The 25,402-nt window shown below is 60.0% G+C and carries 23 protein-coding genes and 1 pseudogene; 15 read left to right on the top strand and 9 right to left on the bottom strand.

Annotation, left to right across the window (positions count from 1 at the left end; all coding sequences use genetic code 11):
- The first annotated feature begins 39 nt into the window (after window positions 1-39).
- The 8 genes from FJ934_RS01630 (at window position 40) to FJ934_RS01595 (ending at window position 8,380) form a co-directional block, all read left to right on the top strand.
- Window positions 40-969, top strand: coding sequence for a DUF2182 domain-containing protein (locus FJ934_RS01630; protein ID WP_140606915.1), 930 nt, complete (start codon window positions 40-42; stop codon window positions 967-969).
- A gap of 14 nt (window positions 970-983) precedes the next feature.
- Entirely contained in the window at window positions 984-1,598 is a 615-nt protein-coding gene (locus FJ934_RS01625) for a DUF1326 domain-containing protein (RefSeq protein ID WP_140606914.1), read from the top strand.
- Entirely contained in the window at window positions 1,595-2,413 is an 819-nt protein-coding gene (gene pcsA / locus FJ934_RS01620; RefSeq protein ID WP_140606913.1) for a phosphatidylcholine synthase, read from the top strand. Before FJ934_RS01625 ends, pcsA begins: the two co-directional genes overlap by 4 nt.
- Before the next feature lie 28 nt (window positions 2,414-2,441).
- Complete coding sequence (locus FJ934_RS01615) at window positions 2,442-3,419, top strand: quinone oxidoreductase (protein WP_140606912.1); 978 nt, start codon at window positions 2,442-2,444, stop codon at window positions 3,417-3,419.
- Window positions 3,420-3,647: 228 nt separating this feature from the next.
- Entirely contained in the window at window positions 3,648-5,213 is a 1,566-nt protein-coding gene (locus tag FJ934_RS01610; RefSeq protein WP_140606911.1) for an ABC transporter ATP-binding protein, read from the top strand.
- Window positions 5,210-6,340 (top strand): ABC transporter permease, encoded by a 1,131-nt coding sequence (locus FJ934_RS01605; RefSeq protein ID WP_140606910.1) that lies wholly within the window; start codon window positions 5,210-5,212, stop codon window positions 6,338-6,340. The genes FJ934_RS01610 and FJ934_RS01605 overlap by 4 nt, the downstream gene beginning before the upstream one ends.
- Entirely contained in the window at window positions 6,340-7,260 is a 921-nt protein-coding gene (locus tag FJ934_RS01600) for an ABC transporter permease (RefSeq protein WP_140606909.1), read from the top strand. Before FJ934_RS01605 ends, FJ934_RS01600 begins: the two co-directional genes overlap by 1 nt.
- Window positions 7,261-7,312: 52 nt before the next feature.
- Complete coding sequence (locus tag FJ934_RS01595; protein WP_140606908.1) at window positions 7,313-8,380, top strand: BMP family ABC transporter substrate-binding protein; 1,068 nt, start codon at window positions 7,313-7,315, stop codon at window positions 8,378-8,380.
- Window positions 8,381-8,900: 520 nt separating this feature from the next.
- Here the strand turns inward: FJ934_RS01595 and FJ934_RS01585 are convergent.
- A complete protein-coding gene (locus tag FJ934_RS01585; RefSeq protein ID WP_140606907.1) occupies window positions 8,901-9,848 on the bottom strand; it encodes a LysR family transcriptional regulator in 948 nt (315 codons plus the stop codon).
- Window positions 9,849-10,064: 216 nt separating this feature from the next.
- Between FJ934_RS01585 and FJ934_RS01580 the strand changes: the two genes are divergently transcribed.
- Together FJ934_RS01580 and FJ934_RS01575 are read left to right on the top strand one after the other, a co-directional pair.
- On the top strand, window positions 10,065-10,385 hold the full coding sequence (locus FJ934_RS01580; RefSeq protein ID WP_226890620.1) for a YdhR family protein: 321 nt from the start codon (window positions 10,065-10,067) through the stop codon (window positions 10,383-10,385).
- Between the two features lie 130 nt (window positions 10,386-10,515).
- A pseudogene (locus tag FJ934_RS01575) lies at window positions 10,516-10,635 on the top strand (IS5/IS1182 family transposase); the annotation flags it as partial.
- Here the strand turns inward: FJ934_RS01575 and rimO are convergent.
- The 5 genes from rimO to FJ934_RS01550 form a co-directional block, all read right to left on the bottom strand.
- Entirely contained in the window at window positions 10,632-11,945 is a 1,314-nt protein-coding gene (gene rimO / locus FJ934_RS01570) for a 30S ribosomal protein S12 methylthiotransferase RimO (protein WP_140606906.1), read from the bottom strand. The pseudogene FJ934_RS01575 and the gene rimO sit on opposite strands and share 4 nt — an antisense overlap.
- Before the next feature lie 157 nt (window positions 11,946-12,102).
- The gene (locus tag FJ934_RS01565; RefSeq protein WP_140606905.1) at window positions 12,103-12,783 is read right to left on the bottom strand and encodes a TerC family protein; all 681 of its coding nucleotides are present in this window, start codon (window positions 12,781-12,783) and stop codon (window positions 12,103-12,105) included.
- 174 nt (window positions 12,784-12,957) lie between these two features.
- On the bottom strand, window positions 12,958-13,365 hold the full coding sequence (locus FJ934_RS01560) for a DUF930 domain-containing protein (protein ID WP_181165476.1): 408 nt from the start codon (window positions 13,363-13,365) through the stop codon (window positions 12,958-12,960).
- A 55-nt stretch (window positions 13,366-13,420) separates the two neighbouring features.
- Entirely contained in the window at window positions 13,421-14,119 is a 699-nt protein-coding gene (locus tag FJ934_RS01555; protein WP_140606903.1) for a DUF2161 family putative PD-(D/E)XK-type phosphodiesterase, read from the bottom strand.
- Between the two features lie 162 nt (window positions 14,120-14,281).
- A complete protein-coding gene (locus FJ934_RS01550) occupies window positions 14,282-15,079 on the bottom strand; it encodes a sterol desaturase family protein (protein ID WP_140606902.1) in 798 nt (265 codons plus the stop codon).
- A 348-nt stretch (window positions 15,080-15,427) separates the two neighbouring features.
- On the opposite strand from FJ934_RS01550, the gene FJ934_RS01545 reads away from it, so the two are divergent.
- Complete coding sequence (locus tag FJ934_RS01545) at window positions 15,428-15,661, top strand: hypothetical protein (RefSeq protein ID WP_140606901.1); 234 nt, start codon at window positions 15,428-15,430, stop codon at window positions 15,659-15,661.
- Window positions 15,662-15,937: 276 nt separating this feature from the next.
- On the opposite strand, the gene FJ934_RS01540 is transcribed toward FJ934_RS01545, so the two are convergent.
- From FJ934_RS01540 to FJ934_RS01530, 3 genes are all read right to left on the bottom strand, one after another.
- Window positions 15,938-16,573 (bottom strand): SDR family oxidoreductase, encoded by a 636-nt coding sequence (locus FJ934_RS01540; RefSeq protein WP_140606900.1) that lies wholly within the window; start codon window positions 16,571-16,573, stop codon window positions 15,938-15,940.
- 152 nt (window positions 16,574-16,725) lie between these two features.
- Window positions 16,726-17,694 (bottom strand): alpha/beta hydrolase, encoded by a 969-nt coding sequence (locus FJ934_RS01535; protein WP_140606899.1) that lies wholly within the window; start codon window positions 17,692-17,694, stop codon window positions 16,726-16,728.
- Between the two features lie 95 nt (window positions 17,695-17,789).
- Entirely contained in the window at window positions 17,790-18,737 is a 948-nt protein-coding gene (locus FJ934_RS01530; RefSeq protein WP_210241944.1) for an alpha/beta hydrolase, read from the bottom strand.
- 155 nt (window positions 18,738-18,892) lie between these two features.
- On the opposite strand from FJ934_RS01530, the gene FJ934_RS01525 reads away from it, so the two are divergent.
- The 4 genes from FJ934_RS01525 (at window position 18,893) to FJ934_RS01505 (ending at window position 24,998) form a co-directional block, all read left to right on the top strand.
- Window positions 18,893-19,786 (top strand): LysR family transcriptional regulator, encoded by an 894-nt coding sequence (locus FJ934_RS01525; RefSeq protein WP_140606897.1) that lies wholly within the window; start codon window positions 18,893-18,895, stop codon window positions 19,784-19,786.
- A 294-nt stretch (window positions 19,787-20,080) separates the two neighbouring features.
- Window positions 20,081-21,298 (top strand): site-specific integrase, encoded by a 1,218-nt coding sequence (locus tag FJ934_RS01520; RefSeq protein WP_140606896.1) that lies wholly within the window; start codon window positions 20,081-20,083, stop codon window positions 21,296-21,298.
- A 448-nt stretch (window positions 21,299-21,746) separates the two neighbouring features.
- Complete coding sequence (locus tag FJ934_RS01510) at window positions 21,747-22,451, top strand: hypothetical protein (protein ID WP_140606894.1); 705 nt, start codon at window positions 21,747-21,749, stop codon at window positions 22,449-22,451.
- Window positions 22,452-22,892: 441 nt separating this feature from the next.
- A complete protein-coding gene (locus FJ934_RS01505) occupies window positions 22,893-24,998 on the top strand; it encodes an AAA family ATPase (protein WP_181165475.1) in 2,106 nt (701 codons plus the stop codon).
- The last annotated feature ends 404 nt before the right edge of the window (window positions 24,999-25,402 follow it).

Here is a 25,402-nt window from a genome sequence, read left to right as displayed (position 1 = left end):
CAACCAGACCTGCCAGTGGAGGAGCATATAGGTCAGATCATGCGGCTTGATCAACGCGGCGATTCGGCCCATTCGGTTGTCATGACCGGCCACCAGCACGATTTCAGCCATCTCGACCGCGCCGGCCGCGCCATGGCGAATGTCGCGCGCAAGCCGCGCCTGACGGTCAACATCGTTGTCGGTGCCAGCATTCTGCTCGCTTGGCTGTCGCTGGCCGCGATGGCGATCCGCGGCGCCGAGGCTCGGGGCGGCGCGCCGGGCGATGCTCTCCTGCGTGGCCTGCCGCAACTGCCGCTGCCCGATTTTCTGGAACGGTTCTTCGCGCTCTGCCTTTCTCCGGCGCCGCTGAATGGAAGCGTCGGCCTGAGTGCCATGGCACTCATCCTCATGTGGTTCCTGATGGCGATCGCCGCGATGCTGCCGTCCGCTGCGCCGATGGTCCGCACCTATTGCGAGATCGCCGATACAGCCCGGATCAAGGGCGAGCCGGTCGTTCATCCGCTGGTGCTGGTCGCCGGTTATCTTGGCGTCTGGTTCGCCGCCTCGATGCTGTTCGCGGCACTCACGCTCGCGGTGCATACATTCGCCGCATCCGACGAACTGTTCGAGCCGCTGCTTGGCGTTGCCGGCGCAATCGCATTGCTGATTGCCGGTCTTTACCAGTTCAGCGGCCTCAAGGAGGCCTGTCTGAAGAAGTGCCGCAATCCGTTCTCGATCCTGTTTTCGAACTGGAGTGCCAAAGCGGGCCGCGTCTTCAGGCTGGGTATCGCCCAAGGCTTCTGGTGCCTCGGCTGCTGCTGGGCGCTGATGCTGGTGATGTTCGCCGTGGGCGTGATGAACGTCTTCTGGATGGCGCTAATCGGCCTGTTCACCCTGATTGAAAAACAAACGACGGGCAGTCTTCCAACCCGGCTGGGCGGTGCGATACTGCTTGTCTGGGCAGCCGCGCTGCTAGTAATCTCGCTGTGACTGGGGGAAATTCGATGACAGATCAGGGCTGGGCGATGAAAGGAGAGCTCGTACTCTCCTGCAATTGCACGGTTTTCTGCCCTTGCGTGCTGTCGCTTGGGAGTCACCCTCCGACCGAGGGCTATTGCCAGACCTGGGCTGGTTTCCGTATCGATTCCGGACATTTCGGCGAGGTCGATCTTTCCGGCCTCAACCTTGGACTGATCATGGAAATCCCCGGTTACATGAGCCGCGGCAACTGGACCGCGGGCCTGTTCATCGACAAACGCGCCTCGATCTATGCGGTCAAGGCATTGACGAAGATCTTCACCGGCGCGGCGGGCGGGACCACATCGCTGCTGTCGATCCTCGTCGGAAAATTCCTGGGTGTCGAACAGGTGCCGATCACCTATGAGACGCGGGACAAGACGCGTATCTTCCAGATACCGAAGATCATAGACGGGGCGGTCACGCCAATTCCGGGCAAGGATCGCGAGAAGGATACGGTGATCAGCAATTCGGAATACTGGATCGCGCCGGAGATCATCGTGGCCAGGTCCGACAAGAGCAAGATGCGGGCCTTCGGCCGCAACTGGAATTTTGCAGGCCGCTCGGCCGAAATCTGCAAGCTGGATTGGCGGGGCCCGTGAGCAAGAACACAACGGCCAGGAAAGCCGCTAAGAAGATCGCCGACCGGATTCCGCGACCCAAAAAGAAAGTCACCTGGCCGCAGGCGAGGGCGTTCTCCGTCCATCTGCTCACGGCATCAGGCTCGTTCCTTGCGTTCCTGTCGCTGGTGGCGGCGAGCGAGGAGCGCTGGACGGCAATGTTCTGGTGGCTTGGTCTGGCGCTGTTCGTCGACGGTATCGACGGGCCGATCGCCCGAAGACTCGAGGTCAAGGAAATCCTGCCGACATGGTCGGGCGAACTCCTCGACAACATCATCGACTACGTGACCTACGTGCTGATCCCGGCCTTCGCGCTCTACCAGCGCGGCTTCATGGGCGAGGGCCTGTCGTTTCTGTCGGCGGCGATCATCGTCGTCTCCAGCGCGATCTACTATGCCGACACCGGCATGAAGACGAAGGAGAATTTCTTCAAGGGATTCCCCGTCGTCTGGAACATGGTGGTGTTCACGCTGTTCGTCATCGAGCCGGGACAATGGGTTTCGTTCGCCGTGGTGGTGGTGGCCGGCATCCTGACGTTCATCCCGATCAACTTCATTCATCCGGTGCGGGTGGTGCGGCTGCGCCGCATCAATCTCACGATCACCCTTTTGTGGTGCGCCTTCGGCGCGCTTGCCCTTGCACAGGCGGCTCTCGCAGCCTTCTACGACCAGATCGGCGTGCTCGGCGAACAGGTCAGCACTTTCACCAAGATCGGCATCACCGTTACCGGGCTTTATCTGGCCTGCATCGGTGGCATCATGCAGTTCTTTCCAAATCTCGGTGCCAAGAAGACCTGATCGGCAGCTCCCAGAGGAAGCTCAATCCATGTCCAAAGCAATCCGCATCCACGCCCATGGCGGCCCGGAGGTTCTGACCTATGAGGACGCCGATCCCGGCCGGCCGGGAGCGGGGCAGATCCTGGTCAGGCATACGGCAATCGGCCTTAACTTCATCGATGTCTATCATCGCTCGGGCCTTTACCCGCCGCCCGGCGGGTTCCCGCTCATTCCGGGCAGCGAGGCCGCCGGCCTGGTGCTGGAGGTCGGGCAGGACGTCGACTGGCTGAAGCCGGGGGACCGGATCGCCTATGCCGTAACAACGGGCGCCTACGCGCAAGAACGCGTCATCGACGCCAGCCGGGTCGTCAAGGTTCCGGACGGCATCAGCGACGAGCAGGCCGCCGCCATGATGCTGAAAGGCATGACCGCCGAGTATTTGCTGCGCCGGACCTTCAAGGTCAAGACGGGCGACACGATCCTGTTTCATGCCGCCGCTGGCGGCGTCGGGTTGATTCTCGGCCAATGGGCGAAACATCTGGGCGCGACCGTCATCGGCACGGCAAGCTCGAGCGACAAGATCGAACTCGCCAAGGCGCACGGCTTCGACCATGTCATCAACTACAAGGAGCAGGATTTCGTTGCCGGCGTCGCCGCCATCACCGACGGCAGGAAATGCGACGTCGTCTACGATTCTGTCGGCAACGATACTTTTCCGGCCTCGCTCGACTGCCTGAAGCCGCTCGGCATGTTCGTCAGCTTCGGCCAGTCCTCGGGGCCGATCCCGCCGTTCTCCATGTCCCTGCTGGCCCAGAAAGGTTCGTTGTTCGCGACCAGGCCAACGCTCTTCGTCTACAACGCAAGACGCGAGGACCTCGACGCCTCGGCGGCCGCGCTGTTCGAGGTGGTGCTCAGCGGCGCCGTCGAGATCAAGATCAACCAGCGCTATGCACTGAAAGACGCCGGCAAGGCACATCAGGATCTTGAAGGCCGACGGACGACGGGGACGACCATCCTGGTTCCCTGAGGGGGGCTGCCTTGGTTTTCACCGTATTGCCGCGGTCGCGGGCACCGTTTGCACGAAAAGCCGGCCTGCTGCATGTTGAGGCAAGGAAGGCTGATCTTTACCCTTGAGTTTCCGCTGAAATTCTTGAAGCTCTTTCAAGTCGGGTGCTGCTTTCGCACAAGAGCTGGCCACGCATACGATGCTTGCGGGAACACAGAACATATCCGGCAATCCGGATGGGAGGCACTTGTGAGTGCAAATCATGATGGGGCGAACCTGCTTGAGGTTCGTGGCCTGACCAAGATATTCGGCACGCTGACCGCGTGCGATCATGTCGACCTCAACATTGCCAAAGGTGAGATCCACGCGCTGCTCGGTGAGAACGGCGCCGGCAAATCGACGCTGGTCAAGATGCTGTTCGGCTCGCTGGAGCCGAATTCCGGCGAGATTTTCTGGAACGGCCAGGCGGTGCGGATCACCAGCCCCGGCGCCGCGAAAAAACTCGGCATCGGTATGGTGTTCCAGCATTTTTCGTTGTTCGAGGCGCTGACCGCGGCCGAGAACATCGCGCTGTCGCTGGATGACGGCTCGCCGATCAGCAGCATCGCGGCGAAGGCAAGGGCGCTTTCCTACAGCTATGGCCTGCCGCTCGATCCGGAATCGCTGGTCGGCGACCTGTCAGTCGGCGAGCGCCAGCGCATCGAGATCATTCGCTGCCTGCTGCAGACGCCTCAGCTCATCATCCTCGACGAGCCGACCTCGGTGCTGACGCCGCAGGAAGCGGACAAGCTGTTCGAGACGCTGGAGCGGCTGCGCGCGGAAGGCAAATCGATCCTCTACATTTCGCACCGGCTGGAGGAGGTCAAACGCATCTGCGACCGCGCCACCGTCTTGCGGCATGGCAAGGTGGTCGGTCACTGCAACCCGCGCCAAGAGACTGCCGCTTCGCTCGCCCGCATGATGGTCGGCAACGAGGTGCAGGCCGTGGTGAGGGCGCCGGTAGAGGGGATCGAAACCGCGCAGCCACTGCTCGAAATCCGCAGCCTCAGCCGCAAGCCCGCGACGCCGTTCTCCATTCCGCTCAAGACCATCAGCCTCAACGTCCGTGCCGGCGAGGTGATCGGTATCGCCGGTGTCGCCGGCAATGGCCAGGGCGAATTCTTCGAATCCGTCTCCGGCGAAGTCTTGCAGCAGGATGCCGCCTCGGTGCGCATCCGCGGCAAGGATGCCGGTGGCCTCACCATCACCGGACGGCGTCTGCTAGGGGCAGCCTTCGTGCCTGAGGAGCGTCTCGGTCATGGCGCGGCACCACGCATGAAGCTCTCCGAAAACCTGCTGCTGTCGCGCCATGCCACCGACGGCAAGGCCTTTGTCGGCACTGGCGGGATGGTCAAGAGCGGGGCCGTCTACGCCGCCTCCCAACGCATCATCGAGGCAATGGATGTGCGCAAGAGCGCGCCGGATCCCGAAGCTGCAGCGCTTTCGGGCGGCAATCTGCAGAAATTCATCGTCGGCCGCGAACTCGATCGCCGGCCAAGCGTGATGGTGGTGAACCAGCCGACTTGGGGCGTCGACGCCGGTGCCGCCGCCCATATCCGGCAGGCGCTGATCGAGCTTTCGCGCGGCGGATCGGCGGTGCTGGTTATCAGCCAGGATCTCGACGAACTGTTCGAAATATCCGACGCGATCGCGGTCATGCACAATGGCGAGCTTTCCAAGCCGATGCCGATCGCCGAAGCAACCTTTGAGAAGGTCGGTCTGCTGATGGGTGGCGCCGAGCCCGGCCACGCCGAACACACGCTGGAGACGGCATGATGCGCCTCGAACTCGTCAAACGCCCGCAGCGCTCCGCGCTGTTTTCGATGCTGTCACCATTCATCGCCTTCGCGCTGACGATCATCGCCGGCGCCATTATGTTCGCGCTGCTCGGGGTCAATCCGCTGACGGCGTTCCGGATCTACTTCATCGAGCCGATCAGCCAAGTCTGGCAACTGCACGAACTGGCGATCAAGGCGGCGCCACTGATCCTGATCGCGGTCGGCCTGTCTGTCTGCTACAAGGCCAACATCTGGAATATCGGCGCCGAAGGCCAGTTCATTTTCGGCGCTATCTTCGGCTCCATCATTCCGGTGCTGTTTCCACAATTCGAAGGCCCGCTGGTGCTGCCGCTGATGCTTCTGCTCGGCATGGTCGGTGGCGCGGCCTATGCGGCGATCCCGGCCTTGCTGAAGACCCGGTTCAATACCAACGAGATCCTGACCAGCCTGATGCTGGTCTACGTCGCCCAGCTCTTCCTCGACTGGCTGGTGCGCGGTCCATGGCGCGATCCGCAAGGCCACGGCTTCCCGCAGACAATCCAATTCGGCGATGCGGCTACCTTGCCGCAGCTGATGCCGGATGCCGGGCGCGCCAATTGGGGCTTCGTCTTCGCACTCGTTGCCGCGGTGCTGATCTGGATCCTGATGGGCCGCATGCTCAAGGGCTTCGAGGTCCGCGTGCTGGGTTCCAGCCCAAGGGCAGGGCGCTTCGCCGGTTTCGGCCTCAACCGCATGGTGTTCTTCGCCTTCCTGCTGTCTGGCGCGCTGGCCGGTCTTGCCGGCATCTCGGAAGTCTCCGGCGCTATCGGGCAATTACAGCCGGTGATCTCGCCCGGCTATGGCTTCACGGCCATCATCGTGGCATTCCTCGGCCGCCTCAATCCGCTCGGCATCATCGCAGCCGGCCTGGTGCTCGCGCTAACCTATCTCGGCGGCGAGGCGGTGCAAAGCGCGCTTGGCATTTCCGACAAGGTGGCGAGAGTGTTCCAGGGCATGCTTTTGTTCTTCGTGCTCGGCTGCGACACGCTCATTCACTACCGCATCCGGCTGATCGGCCTGGCGCTGACGAAACCGGATGGCGCGGCGAAGCTGGAAGCCGCGCCGAAGCTGAAGGAAGCCCGCTGATGGACATCACCGTCAACATCCTCCTGACCATCGCCACGGCGGCGACGCCGCTTCTCATCGCGGCGATCGGCGAACTGGTGGTCGAACGCTCCGGCGTGCTCAATCTCGGCGTCGAAGGCATGATGATCATGGGCGCGGTCGCCGGCTTCGGGGCCGGTTATCTGACCGGCTCGCCCTGGATCGGCCTTCTGGCGGCCATCGCCATGGGAGCTCTGTTCTCGCTGCTGTTTGCGGTCATGACGCTGTCGCTCGCCACCAATCAGGTTGCCACCGGCCTGTCGCTGACCCTGCTCGGCCTCGGCCTCTCCGGCATGATAGGAACGAGCTTCGTCGGCCAGCCGGGTGTCAGGCTGCCCAATCTCGACATTCCCGGGCTGAGCTCGGTCCCGGTCGTCGGCAAGCTGCTGTTCGGCCAGGATCCGGTGTTCTACATTTCAATCGCGCTGACGGCGGCGGTGATGTGGTTTCTGTTCAAGACGCGCACCGGGCTCACGCTGCGCTCGATCGGCGACAGTCATGCCTCGGCGCATGCGCTCGGCATCAAGGTCATCCGCTACCGTTATCTCTCGGTCATCTTTGGCGGCGCCTGCGCCGGCCTTGCCGGCGGCCATCTGTCACTGGTCTATACGCCGCAGTGGGTCGAGAACATGTCCGCGGGCCGTGGCTGGATCGCGCTGGCGCTGGTGGTGTTCGCGTCATGGCGGCCATGGCGGGTGCTGGCCGGCGCCTACATCTTCGGCGCGGTGTGGATCGGCCAGCTTCATGCACAGGCTTTTGGCATTCCTGTGCCCTCGCAGATGCTTTCTTCTCTGCCCTATCTGGCAACCGTCGTGGTTCTCGTTCTAATCTCGCGCAACAAGCGTCTGACGATGATGAACACGCCGGCATCCCTGGGGCAGCCATTCGTTCCGGATCGTTGACAACAATAAAAAGACGGGAAGCTCCAAGGCTTAAACTCAGAGAGGTAACACGATGAAAAAACTGCTTATTGCCCTGATGACCACGACAGCGGCACTTTCGCTGGCTGCGTCCGCAGAGGCTGCCGACAAGTTCAAGGCCTGCTGGGTCTACACGGGCCCGATCGGTGATTTCGGCTATTCCTACCAGCACGACCAGGGCCGGCTCGAGGTCGAGAAGGCGCTCGGCGACAAGGTCGAAACCGCCTATCTGGAGAACGTCTCCGAAGGCCCCGATGCCGACCGTGCTTTCGAGCGCCTGGCGCGCGAAGGCTGCAAGATCATCTTCGGCACGTCGTTCGGCTTCATGGACGCCGAAGTGAAGGTCGCCAAGAAGTTTCCGAAGGTGATGTTCGAGCACGCCACCGGTTACAAGACCGGTGACAATCTCGGCATCTACAATGCGCGTTTCTATGAAGGCCGCTACGTGCTCGGCCAGATCGCGGCCAAGGAATCGAAGTCCGGCGTGGCCGGCTACATCGTGTCCTTCCCGATCCCGGAAGTGGTCATGGGCATCAACTCCTTCATGCTCGGTGCGCAGTCGATCAACCCGAATTTCAAGGCCAAGATCGTCTGGGTCAATTCGTGGTTCGATCCCGGCAAGGAAGCCGACGCGGCCAAGGCGTTGTTCGACCAGGGCGCCGATATCATCGTCCAGCACACCGATTCGACCGCGGCGCTGCAGGTGGCCGAGGAGCGCAAGCTGCACGGCTTCGGACAATCTTCCGACATGATCAAGTTCGCGCCGCACGCGCAGCTGACCTCGCTGACCGACGAATGGGGTCCGTACTACATCAGCCGGGTGAAGGCGGCCATGGACGGCACCTGGAAGCCCGACAATGTCTGGCTCGGCATCAAGGACGGCGCTGTCAAGCTCGCGCCCTACACCAACATGCCCGACGACGTGAAGGCGATGGCCGAGGCGACCGAGAAGAAGATTGCCGGCGGCTGGAACCCCTTTACCGGGCCGATTGCCAAGCAGGACGGCTCGCCATGGCTGAAGGACGGCGAGGTTGCCGACGACGGCACGCTGCTCGGCATGAACTTCTATGTGAAGGGCGTCGACGACAAGCTGCCGCAGTAAGCGACGGCGACCTCAAATTGGGGAAGGGCGCCGCAGGGCGCCCTTTTTATTCGGCGGGATGCGTTGCGGCGGGGCCCCGGCCGCTGGGCCACGAAAGCAGTAGTGATACAGCACGACGGCGACTGCAGCAGCCAACCTCAGCAGGTCCAGCGTTGCAAAGTAGTTCTGCCTGGCAGGTCTGGCGTCCATGCCAAGCCTCTGCGTTTACGATCCGCAAACCATAAAGCAGGTGGCAGCCAAACAGGGTAAATGGCCGCAACTATCGCCAAATGGGATAAATCCAGCAATTCCAGGAAAAGTGCGTAGCGGTTTTCCGTCCGGAATTGCGCAAAAACGACGACCTGGAGCGGCTCAACGAACCGCTCTGGGTCATGTACTCATAACGGGGCGTTCGGAACGATCACGCTTCGATATCCGCTTGTACACCGTAAGCAGCGTGAACGCGGACATGCTTGGAGGCCCGAGAAGGGCCAGAAGGCGACATGTTGCGCCGCAACGGCAACGGAGGCCAAACTCCATTTCACGTTGGGTGCAGCCTGTCGTTCGTGGCGTTCGGTTGCGGCGACGGCATGGTGCCGAAATTGTTCCGGTCGTCACGTCGCGGTTTCGAACCGTCGAACAGCTCCCGCTGGCCCACGATTTCCGCCAGCATGTGTTCGCGAAACAGCCGCACACGCTTGGTGCGTCGGAGATTGGGATGGTAGAGCAGCCAGAGGCCGACATCATGATGCGGCTCCGGAGCGAGATAACGGAGCAGTCGGGCGTCATTGTCGCCCATGAAGCACGGCAGATAGGCGAGGCCCATTCCCTCGCGCAGCGCCGCGAGGGTCAACAAAGTATCGTCGACAAAAAAGCTGTGGTCGCGGTTGGGGCACGCAGCATTTGTCCACGACTGGTGGGAGGCGCAGCATTCCACGCCCAGCCATTTCGGCGTCGCACCGGAGCGCAATGAGGCCACATAATTGCGCTCGCCATAGACGGCGGAGGCGACCTTACTGAGCAACGTGCCGACCAGTGTCTCGTGCGGCGTGTTGGTCTGGCGGATCGCAACATCGGCCTGGCGCTTGGCCAGGCTGACATACTTGTTCGAGACCTGTATGTGCAACTCGATCTCTGGATATTTTGCGCTGAAGCGCGCGAATATCGGCATCAGCACCGACGAGGCCATGTTGTTGATCGCAGCGACGCGCAGAACGCCGGTTGGACGATCTTCTTCGCCGCCTAGCGCGCCTTCGATCTCCAGCACCTCGACTTCCATCTTGCTGGCAGCGAGCTTCAGTTCCTCGCCGGCGCTGGTGAGTTCGTAGCCCGACGCCTTGCGCTCGATCAGGCGCGTGCCGAGCTTTTGTTCTAGCACCTTGATACGGCGCGAGACCGTCGAATGCTGCACGTTGATCCGTTTTGCCGCGCCGCTGATCGATCCATCACGCGCGACAGCAAGGAATATCCTCAAATCATCCCACTGCATGGCGAGCCCCTGTCCTGTGCAAATTTGCACAAGGCGCGTCGAGATTTCGCGAATTCAGCCCAGGCTTTGCTGCGCTAACGTAACGTCCTCCGGAAGGCGATGATGGGACAAAAATAGGCAGATGCCAAGTCTCTCGCGTTGGCTGTGCCGTGTCCGGGCGCCTTACGGTCAGGATGAATGCTGGGTCGCATGACCCGATCAGAGAGGAGAAACGTCGTGCGCAATACAATCACCACAGTGGTGCAATTCCGGCTGCCACAGCCGATCAGCCTCGAGGAGGCGACGCGTCATTTCGAGTCGAGCGCCCCGAAGTACCGCAGTTTGCCGGGATTGATCCGGAAATATTACCTGCGGGCGGAGGATGGGCGCACGGCCGGTGGCGTCTATCTCTGGGAATCGCGTGCCGCGGCCGAGGCCGCCTACAGCACAGAGTGGCGCGAGCACGTTACGAAGGTCTTTGGCGGCGCGCCTGAGATCACCTGGTTCGACACGCCGGTGATCGTCGACAACGCGGCGCCGGCCAGCAAGGCGGCGTAGCCGGCGAAAGAAGTCGTCAGGATTGGCGCGGGCCGTGCCGTACTGGCGGCCCCACCGCCCTGCTGCGGTTATAGCGCGGCAGGGCGTCTGCGGTTTCGAACCAGGCAAGCCGCTCGGCCACGTGCACGTGATCAGACACCGTCGGCGTGTAGCGGCCCGCTACGACCAGCTCGCGGCCAATTACCTCGCATTCGTCCAACTCGCGTCAATACGGCTGTGGCTGCGCGTTAATGATGAGTCCACGGCCTAGACTGCTGAGCCGTAGAGATCGTAAGCGTCGGCGCGATCGATCTTGACGGTGACGATGTCGCCGGCGCGCAGCGGGCGGCGCGACTGGATATGGACCGAGCCGTCGATCTCGGGCGCGTCGTATTTGGTGCGGCCCTTGGCCGAGGTGCCGTGCGCCTCGTCGATCAACACCGGCAGGCGCTTGCCGACCTTCTTGGCGAGTTGCGTCGCCGAAATCTTCTGCTGGCGCTGCATGAAGCGGTGCCAGCGCGCTTCCTTGATCTCCTGCGGCACCTGTTCGAGGCCGAGATCGTTGGAGCGGGCGCCGCGCACCGGCTCGTATTTGAAGCAGCCGGCGCGATCGATCCTGGCTTCGTCCAGCCAATCGAGCAGTATCTCGAAATCATCGTCCGTCTCGCCGGGGAATCCGACGATGAAGGTCGAGCGGATGGCGAGATCCGGGCACACGTCGCGCCAGCCGCGAATACGCTCGAGCGTCTTTTCGCCATGTGCAGGCCGGCGCATGTTCTTCAGCACCCGCGGCGAGGCGTGCTGGAACGGAATGTCCAGATAGGGAAGGATTTTTCCTTCAGCCATCAGCGGGATGACATCGGCGACGTGCGGATACGGGTAGACATAGTGCATGCGCACCCAGATGCCGAGCTTGCCCAATTCCTGCGATAGATCGAGGAATTTCGCCCGCACCTCGCGGTCGCCGAACATGGACGTCTGGTACTTGATGTCGATGCCGTAGGCGCTGGTGTCCTGCGAGATGACGAGGAGTTCCTTGACGCCGGCCTTGGCCAGTTTCTCGGCTTCGCGCAGAACGTCGGCGGCCGGCCGCGAGACGAGATCGCCGCGCAGCGCCGGGATGATGCAGAAGGTGCAGCGGTTGTTGCAGCCTTCCGAGATCTTGAGATAGGCATAGTGGCGCGGCGTCAGCTTGACGCCCTGCGGCGGCAGCAGGTCGATATAGGGATCATGCGAAGGAGGGGCCGCCTCATGCACGGCGGCCATCACACTTTCATAGGCCTGCGGCCCGGTGATCGCCAGCACGTTGGGGTGCTTTTCGCGGATCACGTCGGGCTCGGCGCCAAGGCAGCCGGTGACGATGACCCGGCCGTTCTCCGACAGGGCGGAGCCGATGGCATTGAGCGATTCATCGCGGGCGGAATCGAGGAAGCCGCAGGTGTTGACGACAACGAGATCGGCGCCGTCATGCTTGCGCGCGATCTCATAGCCCTCGGCGCGCAGGCGCGTGATGATGCGCTCGGAATCCACAAGGGCTTTGGGACATCCAAGACTGACGAAGCTGACGCGCGGGGCGGACATGGGCAAGGTTCCAATGGATGCGGACCGGAAACGCTGATCCGGCCCGACATCTCGACATATGACGGTTTGCATGGCTCCGGCAGGAGCTCAATTTGGGCGGCGCAATAGCACGGGTTCGGCGATCAGGCAAACCGCCGGCCGGCGCGGTGCTTGCCGCTCAGTGTCCGCCCGACCCGAACCAAGGCTCCAGGAAGGCAAAATGCTCGGGGAATTGCTGCACCGCGCCGTCCAGCAGCATCTTGACCGCGACGTACAGAATGATCGCCAGACCGATATAGGCAATCCAGCGGTATTTGTGCAGCAGGCGCGCGACGAAGGATGCGGCAAAGCCCATCAAGGCGATCGACAGGACCAGTCCGACAATCAGCACCGTCGGATGGTTCATTGCCGCTCCCGCGACGGCAAGGACGTTGTCGAGCGACATCGAAACGTCGGCGATCACGATCTGCCAGGCGGCCTGCGAGAAGGTCTTGCTCGGTCCCTTGCCGGCCCCATCGCTGTCGAAGCCGCCATTGGACAGCGATTCGGTAGCGTCACGCTCCTGCTCGTGGCTGACACGCAATTCGCGCCACATCTTCCAGCAGACCCACAGTAGCAACAGGCCGCCTCCGATCAGCAGCATGGGGCCAATGGTAAGCAGCCATTGCGTGATCAGAGCGAAGAAAATGCGAAGAATGGTGGCGGCCACAATGCCGACGAGGATCGCCCGCTTGCGCTGGCTGGCCGGCAAGCCGGCCGCGGCGAGGCCGATGACAATGGCGTTATCGCCCGCGAGCGCAAGGTCGATGGCGATGACCTGAAGAAGAGCCGACAGGCCCGCGGCGGTAAATATTTCCATCGACCTGGAAGCCCTTCGCCGAGTGTTCGTTGTCGATTGTCAAAACGGGCCTAAAGGGATGGTCCGCTGGCGTCAAGACACAGCACTGGACAACACTGGAAAACCAATTCGTGGCCGTGGCATTACAGGGAATGTTCAGCAACCGCCGGCTCGCGACCCGAACTCGCGAAAAAACTAATCGTAGAGATTGTACTTTGCCCAGTCGCCTTCCGGGATCTCATTGCCGATTCGGTAGCGGAGCTGGAGAACTTGCATATGGTCCGGTCCCGTCTGGCACTTGAATTTCAGCCGGTACCACTGTCCTTTGCTGCGGAACGCCGCACCCGGGCTCCTGATCGCATCGGCGCTCATCTCGGGCGTCGCGAAGGCGTAGGCGACGACGCGATCGGCTTTGAACTTGCGGTCATCGTGGGTGATCCGATCCAGAACTTCGGCATCGCACCGCTGCTCGAGGCGGGTTTGCGGATCAAGTTTCATCAGCCCGGCACGCAAAGCATTGTCCATTGCGCTGGCCGGGAAGGCCAATATCAGCGACGCCACGGCCACCATGCAGAGTGTCTTCATGGGCGGGACAAGCACCATATTTTGTCTGAAAAATCAACAGAGAGGGGCACTCATGCCCGGCAAGTCCCGGCATTCAGGGGGGCGGCGCAATCAAAATCTCGTGTCGGACTTCGTCATGCGAGACCGGGGGCCAACGGACCAGCGAGGCGCGGCCGGCATCCGTGAGATCGTAGAGGCCACGGTCGACGCGCGCGAACCAGCCATAGACATTATGCTGCAGGATTTTCGGCGCGATCGGCGTCAGGACCTTCAGATCGCGCGGCCGTTTGGGACCATCGGCCATTGCGGCCGCGCAGGCGAGGGCGCTTTGGCGGTAAGCGGTCATGATCGGATTGCGCGACCCTCCGCCCGCGACAGGATCGCCGCGGCGGCGCTGATGCTCGTCGACAAGGCGGGAGCGGCGTCGAGCGTTCTTGCGCGGCGCAGGCGCAACCGGACTGAGAAGCACCTCGATACGGTCAGTCGCGGTCACGCCAAGCAAACCGAAGCCGAGCCGGCGGCAGAGGTTGCGGAACCTGGCGTCGCTTTCGCGGCCCTTGCCCCGCGCCGACATGCGCGCCGCCAGCCATACTTCGTCGCAAGCCGCCGCGCGGTCGACGCCTTGCAGCACCAGTTCGAGATTGAATTGCAGTTTCAATTCGCAGATGACGACGACCGCCGGCTCACCTTCGCGCAACGCGACGATGTCGCAGCCGCCAATTTCCCCCTTCACGACGAAGTCGAGACTTTCGAGGAACCGCTTCACCGGCGCATAGAGTGAGGTCTCGTTCATGTCTCAAGGCTTAGCCGATTCGACGCCAAAAGCCTTCCGGATGTGGAGGCTGGAATTTTGCCGGCAGCGGCCAAAACCGGCTCTCGACGCAGCGTCTGCTGCCACAAGGCGACACGGCAAATGTCGATTGGCCATGGGTCCTGCGTTCTCGATGCTAGCTCGTCAGGCCTCGGTGCTCGGCTGGGCTCGGTTCGAAACTTTCCTGCGGGGCCGGAGCGGATAGCCGATCTGTCCGAAATAGCTGGCAGGGATCGGATCATCGACGCCATACTTTTCCGGCGCCTTGTTGCCGGTGGCATTGTAGGTGCCGAACAGCACGTCGAGGAGGGGCAGTTGCCCAGCGAAGTTCTTGTCATAGGCTTCGCGCTGGTTGGCATGGTGCCAGCGATGGAACTGCGGGCTGGCGATCAGCCACTTCAAGGGGCCGAACGGAACCCGCAGGTTTGAATGAACGAGCATCGTGTGCCCAAAGTAGATCATCGAAAAGACGGCGATCGAGGCCTCGGAGAACCCAAGGAGAAAGATCGGCATCAGCGATATCGCCTTTGTGGCAATCGCGTCGACCGGGTGGGAGTGGAAAGCGCCGAGCCAGTCCAGTTCCTCGATGCCGTGGTGAACCGCATGGAACTTCCAAAGCGCGGGGATTTTGTGGAAGGCGCGATGCGCCCAGTAGACACCGATGTCGGTGATCAGGATGATTTCCGCAACCTGCAGCCAGACGGGCTGACCGCTGACGGCTCGCGTCACCGATTGAGGGACAAGGACTGCGGCGACGTGGAGGACAACGGCCGCCATCATGACCATGGCCACCTTTACGATGAAGGCGTTGAACATCAGATAGATCAGATCGACATCGAAGCCCTTGCGAAAGATCTTCTGCGGCCGCTCGGCGAACAGATGTTCGAACGGAATGAAGATCAATGCGCAGATCAGCAGCGCCTTGATGCCAAAAATATCCATTCATCCGCCTCTATCGCCTTGTCTGTCGCGGCGCGGCCTGCGCCTGGGCTTCTGAACAGAAGCACATCTCTCCTTTCCAAAGGCTTGATATGGGCTTTGGGGTCGTGTTTGCGACGGGCAGTGCGACAGCGGCGCCCGCCATTGTCACATAGGTGTCGCAACAGGGCGATATCTGGCGAGCGCGCGGTTTGCGAACGCAGCGCGACCCGCGTCCTCCCAGGACTAACCCCTCCGGTTCCCTGCCGGTGGGGTTTTCTATTTCAGGTGCTATCTTGTGCAGGTTCCATCTTGGCAGCCGCGAATGATCCTTGCTATTGTGGCCTCACGGTCAGCACAGGACACCCCGTCATGGACGCAAGTGAAATGAGTGCGATCGGCGACACCCTCATGAGGATCGTCACGCCCGACATGTCTCCCAAGCAGCTTGTCAAGGCAGCTCAGAAAGCGCATCCCAACGCCTCGAAGAAGGACATTGCCAGAGCGGCCTTCTTTTCGATCATCGCAAACGCGGATCAGGATATAGGCAAGGCCAAGAACCTGCAGGCATTCGCGATCGCCGAGCGCACCCAGCAATCCGACTGAGCAATCGCCTGGCGTCGCGCTGGCTTGCCATCGCCGCGCCCTTATCGCCGCGGATTGCTTGCGGGTAGTGCAGGATGGCGATGAGAACTCGTCTACGCCTTAGCCCTCTAAGATGCCAACTGAAGATCAGCCGGAACTCATTGAAATCGCGTCTGGTTTTCGACCGACTTGTCCTGCTCTGTCACGCTCTTCTGACTGTTTCGAGGATGGTAGCTCACGACGCCGGGCCGCACTGGTTGAGGAGCGTTCTGCCTCCTCTAAGCAATAGCGGCAACTTTACATGAAATAGGGCTTCTCGCCGTCGGTCCCGGGCTTGTTGACGCCAATATTGCCGCGCAGGTGCAGGCCCGGCGAGCGGATAATCTTCACGATCAGATCGGCCACGCTCTTGCGCGAGACGACGGTACCCTTGAACGGCTCATTCCGCGGCGTCAGCTCATAGTCCACTTCATTCTCATCCATCAGCCAGGCAGGGCGGATAATGGTGTATTCCAGCCCCGATGCCTCGATGGCATCGGCGGCGCGGCGGAAGGGTTTCAAATCCTCGCCGATGGTCGTGTTGTTCCACTCGCCGAACTTGCCGGGCACCTCATCGTAAATTCCCAGTGACAGGATGAAGATCAATCGGTTGACGCCCGCCGCCCGCATTGTGGCGATGACGCTTTTTGCCTGTGCATCGAGGTCTTCGCCGGTCAGGTTGGCATAGACGATGTCTTGTCCTTTCACCGCCGCACCGAGTTGCGTGGCATCCAGCACGTCGCCCTGAATGACGGAAGCGTTGGCGGGCACTTCCACCAGCTTGGCGGCGTTGCGAGCGAACAACGTCAGCCGCACATCATCCTCGCCGGCCAGCATCCCGATGGCGTGGCGGGCGATTTGTCCGCTTGCGCCGAGAATGAGCACCTTCGTCATTTTCTTCTCCTCATGAAACTGTCTGGAGCAGGCTCGAAGGCCGATCGCGCCTGTCCTATGCGACGTGCTCATTGGCACCAGAGTTCATCTCCGGCCCCATCCATTCGCCAGGCGGACGAGCAGGGCCGGCTAATACCCTCGATCAAATATGCTTATTCGGCTGCTTCGCGTCGGCGTGCGGCGACCGGCTCGTTCAGATGCTTTTTGAAGAACGGAATAAGCTTTTCGAGCGCCATGCCCACCGGCTCGGGCTTGTCGTAGAGGTCGTAATGCGACCAGTCTTCCAGCGAGACCAGTTGACGGTCCTTCGAGCCGGTCGCGCGGCCATATATCTCCATGCCGTCGCCATAGGCTCCGAAGGCACCCACCTTCTGGCCGACCACCACCATGACGGGCTGCGTGAGGAGCGTCTCGGCAAAGGCGAACGCGTCCCAGGCGAGCGCCTTCTGCGCATGTGAGAATAGCATCCTGGTCGCACCACCCGGCTTTTGGCCGCGCGGCGTCTTGTAGTAGTCCGTCGCCTCGAAAACGTCCCGCTCGGTCAAGCCGTTCTTGGTGGCTTGCTCCGGACTGGCGGGCAGCAACTCATTGACTTGAAGCTCGCCGCCGCGAACCTCCTTGGTGCGTTGCGCCGCCATCGCTTCGAGCGCGCCGAGCGGATCGTATTGGCTGAAGCCTTCACGGAACAGCCGGCCGATGTTCACGCCGGTGATGCTGACCACGGCCTTGATGCGCTTTTCGGTCAGGGTGGCATTCACCGCATAGCCCCCGCCGCCGCAGACGCCGAGCACGCCGATGCGATTTTCGTCGACATAGGGAAGCGTCACCGCATAGTCGATGACACGGCTGACATCCTCGACCCGCTGCGTCGGGTCCTCGATCCAACGCGGCGATCCACCGGATTCGCCCTGGAAGCTGGCGTCATAGGCGATGACGACGAAGCCCTGCTCGGCGAGCGCCTTGCCGTAGACATTGCCCGAGGTCTGCTCCTTGCAACTGCCGAATGGATGAACGCTGATGATTGTCGGGTATTTCTTCGACTCGTCGAAGCCCGGCGGAAACAAGATGTTCGCCGCGATGTGCCAGGCCATGTCGGGGTTTTGGACTTGGACGGATTTCATGGAGTGCTCTCCTGACTGAATACCGGGCTGCCCGCTCCCCGCAGGGAGCCGCTTCGGCGCTGGCGCAGCCCGGCGATTGGGGTTCGGATTTGGTGTTATTCCGCTGCGGCCTTCGCAGCATCCGCGGCGTTCAGCTTCTGCTGGAAGAAGGATGCGAGAACCGACACAGCCTCGTCGACATATTTCTGACCGTCATAGAGTTCCATGTGATTGGCGCCCTCGACGACATGGAAAGACTTGTCCGTGCTGGCGGCGCGGTCGAACAGGTCGTCGCTCATCCACTTCGAACCCGCCATGCTCCCAGCCACGATCTGTATGGGCTGGGTCAGGTAGACATCCGCCATATGATAGGCATCGTAAGTGATGATCTGGTTCAGGCTGCGCAGCGTCGCAAAACCGGGTGCGGTTGCGCATTCGGCGCGCGGCGTGTGGTAGTACTCCCAGGCCTGACGGAGTTCCTCGTTTGGCGCGTCCCTTTCCGTCAATGGCGCGAGCGGCATGGTCGCAACCGCAGCGCCACTGGCATCCGAGGTGCGGGCGCTCGAGCCGGCCTCGATCAGCGGCAAGGCGTCGATCGACCGGACGGTATTCTGCCAGCCGTTCCGGAACATCGAGCCGATGTTGACGGCGCTGACGGTGCCGATGGCCTTGATGCGGCGATCCTGGATCGCGGCATTCGCCGTGTAACCCGCACCAGCGCAGATGCCCATCGCACCGATGCGGTCCTTGTCGATGTAAGGCAGCGTGATCAGGTGGTCGATGACAGCGCTGACGTCCTCGGTGCTGATGTAGGGATTTTCGAGCTGGCGCGGTTCGCCGCCGCTTTCGCCCTGGTGGGAGCGGTCGAAAGCAATGGTGACGAACCCTCGTTCCGCCAGCTTCTTGGCATAGGTGCCGGCCGTCTGCTCCTTTACGCCGCCGCCGGGATGCGAGACGACGATAGCGGGATAGCTGCGTTTCTCGTCGAAGCCTGCGGGGAAATTGATGACGGCCGACATGGTGATCGTCTTGTTGTTCGAATTGGCGAAGCTGATCTTGTCCATTTCCAGTCTCCTTCCGTTGAAGCGCGCGGCCCGCCGCGTTGAACGCGAACGGTACGTTTGGTTTTGAACGCCCTTGTGAATGAACAGAATCTAGCGCAGAAAGATTGCACGAATTAGGCGGTTAATTCTTATTAGGTCTATCATTGAGATGATGAATGCGGCGGGATGAAATTGCCGATCTGGCGGCCTTTGTAGTCGTTGCCGAGGAACGCAGTTTCACCAAGGCGGCTCAACGCCTCGGCATGGCGCAATCCGCGCTCAGTCAGATCGTGAAGCGGATCGAGGAACGGCTGGGAATGCGGCTCCTGTCGCGTACGACGCGCAGCGTGGCGCCCACTGAGGCGGGCGAGCGGCTGATCGCGACGCTTGGTCCCATGCTGCACGACCTGGACGCCGCCATCGCCTCGCTCGGCGAATTGCGCGACCGCCCGACCGGAACAATCCGTATCACCACCGTCGAGCACGCGGCTAAGACCATCATTGTCCCGGCCATGAAGCGGCTGCTGCCGGGTAACCCGGACATCGCGGTGGATCTCACCGTCGACTACGGCCTTGCCGATGTCGTGGCTGATCGCTTCGACGCTGGTGTCCGGCTCGGCGGGGAGATGGCGAAAGACATGATAGCGGTGCGTATCGGGCCTGACATCCCGATGGCGATCGTCGGCTCGCCGGATTATTTCCGCACGCACACTGTTCCGAGTTCGCCGGCGCAACTGATCGATCATCGTGCGATCAATTTGCGGCTACCGACTTCCGGCACGCTGAATAAATGGCGATTGATGCGCGGCGGCCGCGAGACGCGGGTGAGGGTCGACGGGCCGCTCGTCTTCAATACGATCGACCTGATCCTTGATGCCGCGCTCGACGGCCACGGCCTCGCCTATTTACCACTCGACCAGGTGCAGCATCATTTGGATGGAGGCCGGCTGGTGCGTGTGCTGAGCCGGTTCACGCCCGATCTGCCGGGCTATCACCTCTATTATCCACACCGACGGCACGCTTCGTCCGCCTTCACCCATTTTGTGGAGACACTGCGCTTCCGGGCGTGAACGCTTTGAGCGAACACCCCCGAAACAAGACATCGTGCGGCAATCGGCGGTGATTGGCGCGCCCGGAGGTGCACTAGAGTGGTGGCAGATATGGCGGAGGGAGTGGCCTACGAGGTGAGCGCTAACAGGCGTTCACAAGCGGTCACGAATGCGCTACTATCATTCTGATTTTGTTATTCTTTATCTGGCTTTGACCGCTCACTAGCGCTCACAGCCGCTTGCTGACGCATCACAACGTTCCCCCGCGTTTTGGCCATTCGATTTGGCCAGTTCGCGCCAGCAAGGATTGGAATAATGCTCACTGTAAAAGAGATTCAATCGCTCGTCCAAAAAGCCGAGCCAGGTCAATGGAGCCATACGAAGGCTCTATATCTGTTTATCGCGCCGTCCGGTCGTCCGTTTTGGGCGATGCGCTACATGATCAAAGGCCGGCGTCGCCAAATGTCATTGACGGACACAATGCCGACGACCGTTCGGGAACTAAAACAAATCGAACTGTTGTCGGAAACCGAACGCGAAAAGATCAAACGCGGCATCGATCCGTTGGCGGAACGTGAAGCATCGAAGGCTGCCACGCCGGAGCCGGTTAGGAAGATCGCCACATTCAAATCCGTCGCCCTGGACTATATCGCCGCGAACCGTGACGGATGGAAAAATGCCAAGCACATCCAACAGTGGGAAAACACGCTGGCAACGTACGCCTATCCGGTCATTGGTCATCTTGAGCCATACTCAATCACGACAGCCGACGTTCTGAAAATTGTCCAGCCCCTATGGGCTGGAAAGCGCGAAACAGCATCCCGCGTTCGCTCTAGGATCGAGACGGTAATTGCAGCCGCGAAAGCCAAAGGAATGTCCGAAACTCCGGAGCCGTGGGCCAACCATCACAACCCGGCGCGATGGGCAGACAATTTGGAATTTTGGCTAAACGGCAAACAGGAAAAGAGCCATTTTGCCGCAATGCCCTACGTGGAAATTCCCGCGTTTTTCCAATCGATTTCCGATCGCGATGACTACTCGACCAAAGCCCTGCAATTCCTGATTTTGACCGGAACGCGCACGAATGAAACGCTAGGCGCGACTTGGTCGGAAATCGACACTGAAAAAGCGGTTTGGACAATCCCGGCAACACGAATGAAGGCCGGGAAAGAACATCGGGTTCCCCTGTCCAGCGGAGCGTTGAAACACTTGTCAGCGCTGCTCCGCATTGAGGGAAACCCTTATCTATTCCCCGGTGCGGTCCGGAATAGATCGCTAAGCAACATGGCGCTGTTGATGGTCATGCGAGGGCTGAAATTGGGTCATTACGTGCCGCACGGTTTCCGGTCGGCGTTCCGCGATTGGGCGGCGGAAGAAACCATGTATCCCAATCACATTGTCGAAATGGCGCTCGCCCACGCAATTAAAGATAAGGTCGAGGCGGCATACCGGCGCGGTGATTTGATCGAAAAGCGTAGGAAATTAATGGAAGATTGGTCGGTATATTTGACGAGCAGCAAGCAGAAAGAATAGTAGATATTCACATTCAGGGGACGCGCAGCTTTCTTTTCTTATAAAATCTCTTGACGCGTCGTGCGTCCCCTGTGTACCTCTAAGTTGTTCTTGATTCGGACTGCGACACGCGCTTGCACATGAAGCGAGCGAGCTGGACGGCTTTCGCAGCGGTGCAAGTAATGACGGCGGACGCCGCACTAACCCCATCAATTATTCAAATGGAGTGTGTGACCATGGCCGCTAATTGTCGCGTCCGCGATTTGAACGAATCCGCAATCGTCCTGTCAATTCCACAAGTATGCGCCGCCTTGGGTATCAGCCGCCCAACGCTTGATCGGTACATCGCAACCAACCCCGCTTTCCCTCGCAAAAAGAAGCTCGGACCCAGGCTGGTCGGCTTCCTTCGAAGCGAGCTCGAAAGTTACATCCGCTCGCTTCCGGATGCGTGATCGGGAGATTTGGAAAAATGAACAACATTGAACTAACGATGCGGATCAATGCCGTCATCTTCCGCGATCACTACGAGCCGCATGTGAAGCGAGCGATTAGGCTGTTGGAACGCGCTAGGGAAGTCGGGGTGTCCGTCGAGTGGAAAGACATCGGCGACGATATCGGAACGCGTTTCTGCCCGCGCGACGGGGTGACTCAAATCAACCAAAATTACGGCAAGCGGAACGACAAAATCCGTATCCGCTGGAGCGCCTTCGAGCAGAAAATTGACTATTTTTTCGACCATTTCAACCGACGGTTCAATGAGCCGTTCATTGATGACTCAATTCACATCCGCATAAGCACTAAGCCCTGCACAGACCTTATAGTCGAACGGATACAGCGTCAGATTATTCGTAAGGACCGGCAATCCAATGGCGCTTTCTTCGATCGAATGGTGTTGATTGGAGCCGACTTATTCGCCTGTGACACGCTGTTTAATAGCGTTGAGGCGTCTGGTTGGCAGACACGCGGCCATCGGTTGTTTCCGTGGATCGATATGACCAAATGGCGTCGATGGGATCAACAGCCCGATTGTGCGGAATTTCTCGCGCCCGACGAGCGGCTAGTTTTTTTCAGCGATGGAACGCCGATGATTAGCCGTCCGTCGTCGGGCTACATGACTAACTATCATGCCGTGCCGGGATGGTTTCATGACTTGGTCAAGCGACCCATGCATTGATGGTTTGGCGGGCAACCGCTCCGCTAAATCGCCCTGATTTTGTTGGATAAACTATCGGATTTTTGGCTGGATAGCCAACGTAGATAGCCAAAAGTAGTTTTAGACGATTTTTGCGACAAAGAACGACAAGTGTTTATTTGATTGCCTTCCGGTAATTGACGAATAGATAGGTTATGCACAGAGAAACGTTGACACGATTGTCAATATAGTCTCTGCGTGCTTCACGCTAGCCGCCCAAATCAGCTAACCGTTGCTGTTGCGCGAACTAGCGAAATGTGTGTGGTGGTTTTTAGGACCAGCGGGAGGGACGCGCCAGCGGTCGCAAGATCGAGTTCCTCCCGTACCTCCACCCATACAAGGCGTTGGTAGGCGCGTGAAACGGCTGCTCTGGCGAGCGGCTTAAAGCCAACCACACACGCGAGCCTTACCCCAATGCTAGCAATGAATAACGCCGTCGCGAACGGCGATCGGTCGATTGTGCCATTTGTGCCGTACTACACGGAACCAAGACCAGGACGTCCCGGCAAGCTCGACAAAAAGCCATTTGTACACACCAACAAATATGCGCCGACAGGGGCCAATCACCGGAATGCGTGGTTGTCGTTGGAACAAGCCTATCAGTTGCGACCCACGGTCGAAGGCATCGGGATCGTTTTCGATCCTTCCCACGATATTGTCGGCATCGATCTTGACGATTGCATCGATGCCAACGGGCTATGGTCGCAATACGCTATTGATGTTTACAACTGGCTTGGTAGCCCCGCGTGGGAAGCATCAATCAGCGGGCGCGGACTCCATTTCTACGGACGAGCTGACAAAAGCCGATGCCCGGATACGACCGATTGGTATGACAACGGGCAGCATGTCGAGATTTTCACCAAGTCAAAATTTATTGCCATGTCGGGCGATTTTACCGCGCTACTGGCGGGAGGCACACTCAATGGTCCGCTGCCCGACTTAACGGAGCAGCTAATTGGATGGACAACGGCAGCCGGCAAAAACGCCGCGAACAGTGCGGGCAATCGCCTTCCTCTCGGTCATCCCGATCTAGCCGCTCCGTCGTTGGACTGGGCCACCAGGGCGCTTTTTGAAGTCGATCCGAATGAATTGAGCCGCCATGAGTGGCTTACAGCGTCTGCCGCCTTCAAGGCTGCCGCATGGCCGCACACTGACGAAGCCAGGGCGCGGTGGTTGTGGGAGGTTTGGTGTGAGCGGTACACAACCGGGCGCGGTAATGATCCGTCTGAGAACGGCACGCTTTGGGGATCGATCCGCGAGGCTGAAGCGGGCTTCAAACATCTGCTCCACAAAGGCGGGTTGCGGCAGGAATACCAAGAACGCCTGGCACTCGAATCGTTCATTGCTAACCCGATCCCAATCGTCCCGACGGTCGCCACAAAGGTCGCCGCGCCGCAGATCACGACAGATTTTGTGGACATTAAGAGCCGACCGCGCGTCGTCGCCCGACCGCTCATAGACGGTGTCTTGCCAGCCGCAAGCGTGGGGATGCTGTTTGGCGCACCAAAGGCAGGAAAGACGTTCGTTACATTGGATCTGGCTTTATCGGTCGCCACGGGGACGGAATGGAACGGACACGCTGTGAAGGCCAACGCCGGCCCGGTTGTTTACGTCGCCGGGGAAGGGCACAAAGGGCTTCGGTATCGGGTCGAGGCGTGGGAGTTAGAACGTTCGATCGGGATCGGTCGTGACCGAATCCGCTTCACCGATGCCGCAATCAATTTTGGCGACGGAAACGCACTGGCTGCCTTGCAAAGTGATTTGGATGCCCTGTCCGTCCGTCCTTCGCTGCTAGTCATCGATACGCTCTTTCGCGCCACGGTCGGCACAAACGTCAACGACCAAGAGCAGATGTCGAAATTCTGGCAAATATGCGAGCAGATCAGCCGGCAATATGGATGCACGGTGCTTGTCGTTCACCACACAAACAAATCGGAATCCGCTACTTCGTTCGGTTCAATCGTCTCGGAAGCGAGCGTCGATTTTCAGATTGCTGTTGAATGGGATCAGGGCAGCCGCTTCATTCGTTCGCGGCTGACCAAAGACGACGAACCATTTGACGATATCTGCTTCAATCTCAAGTCGGTCGCCGCTGGCTTTGTCGAGTACGACGACGGCGGCACAACCGTCATTAAGTCATGCGTACCCCAATATGTTCAGTCGTCGGCAAACGGAAACACCAATCAGGAAAAAGCAAGCGCCCGGACAATGGGAAGGTCAATGTTGCGATCGCCACGCGGCAAGGATGCGGCGGACGTTCTGTATTTAATGGCGCGTATTCAGTTGGCAGTCGGGCGAGAATGCGTCATCACAAAAGAGCAGATCAGAACCGGATTGAAGGAAAGTGGGTCCGATAGGCAACCCGCGCACATAATTCGAGACGGTACAAAATCGCTCCTATCGAGCGGCCACATTCTCCCACACAAGGGGAAGGACGATGCCTGGACGATCACAGACGACGCCTTTAATTTGGCAGCGGAGGACAATTTTGGAATTTATGAAAATTATGATCCAAAATTAGAGTATTAGCTTGGAGAGAATGGAGAAAACCGGACTTCTCTAACTTCTCCAAAGCGTGGAGGAAAGTCTGGAGAAAACGGCCCATAGCCTAGCGTCAGGGCCTTCTCCTGACTTCTCCAGGGACTTCTCCAAAGATGAAACTGCCTGCCAATTTTTAAATTATGATCATGGAACTTACTTAATTTACCGCCCAAGCTAAAATCGAAATTACCGCTGCCTGTCTTCCCTTGCCGCGTTCGACCTTCGCCAACAGGCGATGACCGGTCGGCGACATCCCGAAATATCCGGTACGGCGGAGCATCCGTCCGCCAAATCACCAGGAAATCTCGGCTTCAATTACCGGATTGTGGCTTAGATAGCCAAACCGGATCGCCACCGGAGTGATGGCAGGCGATCTGCCAAGCAACACACGA

The organism is Mesorhizobium sp. B2-4-12, from assembly GCF_006441575.1.
In the GTDB taxonomy this organism is placed as follows: Bacteria; Pseudomonadota; Alphaproteobacteria; order Rhizobiales; family Rhizobiaceae; genus Mesorhizobium.
This window is presented reverse-complemented; position numbering and strand designations above follow the sequence as displayed.

Excerpts from the sequence above, each read along its gene's own strand:
- FJ934_RS01550 (WP_140606902.1), bottom strand. The coding sequence starts at position 15,079 with ATGGATATTTTTGGCATCAAGGCGCTGCTGATCTGCGCATTGATCTTC.
- FJ934_RS01565 (WP_140606905.1), bottom strand. The coding sequence starts at position 12,783 with ATGGAAATATTTACCGCCGCGGGCCTGTCGGCTCTTCTTCAGGTCATC.
- FJ934_RS01525 (WP_140606897.1), top strand. The coding sequence starts at position 18,893 with ATGCGGCGGGATGAAATTGCCGATCTGGCGGCCTTTGTAGTCGTTGCC.
- FJ934_RS01540 (WP_140606900.1), bottom strand. The coding sequence starts at position 16,573 with ATGACGAAGGTGCTCATTCTCGGCGCAAGCGGACAAATCGCCCGCCAC.
- FJ934_RS01595 (WP_140606908.1), top strand. The coding sequence starts at position 7,313 with ATGAAAAAACTGCTTATTGCCCTGATGACCACGACAGCGGCACTTTCG.
- FJ934_RS01585 (WP_140606907.1), bottom strand. The coding sequence starts at position 9,848 with ATGCAGTGGGATGATTTGAGGATATTCCTTGCTGTCGCGCGTGATGGA.
- FJ934_RS01510 (WP_140606894.1), top strand. The coding sequence starts at position 21,747 with ATGAACAACATTGAACTAACGATGCGGATCAATGCCGTCATCTTCCGC.
- FJ934_RS01615 (WP_140606912.1), top strand. The coding sequence starts at position 2,442 with ATGTCCAAAGCAATCCGCATCCACGCCCATGGCGGCCCGGAGGTTCTG.
- FJ934_RS01625 (WP_140606914.1), top strand. The coding sequence starts at position 984 with ATGACAGATCAGGGCTGGGCGATGAAAGGAGAGCTCGTACTCTCCTGC.
- FJ934_RS01545 (WP_140606901.1), top strand. The coding sequence starts at position 15,428 with ATGGACGCAAGTGAAATGAGTGCGATCGGCGACACCCTCATGAGGATC.
- FJ934_RS01605 (WP_140606910.1), top strand. The coding sequence starts at position 5,210 with ATGATGCGCCTCGAACTCGTCAAACGCCCGCAGCGCTCCGCGCTGTTT.
- rimO (WP_140606906.1), bottom strand. The coding sequence starts at position 11,945 with ATGTCCGCCCCGCGCGTCAGCTTCGTCAGTCTTGGATGTCCCAAAGCC.
- FJ934_RS01530 (WP_210241944.1), bottom strand. The coding sequence starts at position 18,737 with ATGGACAAGATCAGCTTCGCCAATTCGAACAACAAGACGATCACCATG.
- FJ934_RS01520 (WP_140606896.1), top strand. The coding sequence starts at position 20,081 with ATGCTCACTGTAAAAGAGATTCAATCGCTCGTCCAAAAAGCCGAGCCA.
- FJ934_RS01560 (WP_181165476.1), bottom strand. The coding sequence starts at position 13,365 with ATGGTGCTTGTCCCGCCCATGAAGACACTCTGCATGGTGGCCGTGGCG.
- FJ934_RS01505 (WP_181165475.1), top strand. The coding sequence starts at position 22,893 with ATGAATAACGCCGTCGCGAACGGCGATCGGTCGATTGTGCCATTTGTG.
- FJ934_RS01535 (WP_140606899.1), bottom strand. The coding sequence starts at position 17,694 with ATGAAATCCGTCCAAGTCCAAAACCCCGACATGGCCTGGCACATCGCG.
- FJ934_RS01555 (WP_140606903.1), bottom strand. The coding sequence starts at position 14,119 with ATGAACGAGACCTCACTCTATGCGCCGGTGAAGCGGTTCCTCGAAAGT.
- FJ934_RS01600 (WP_140606909.1), top strand. The coding sequence starts at position 6,340 with ATGGACATCACCGTCAACATCCTCCTGACCATCGCCACGGCGGCGACG.
- FJ934_RS01630 (WP_140606915.1), top strand. The coding sequence starts at position 40 with ATGCGGCTTGATCAACGCGGCGATTCGGCCCATTCGGTTGTCATGACC.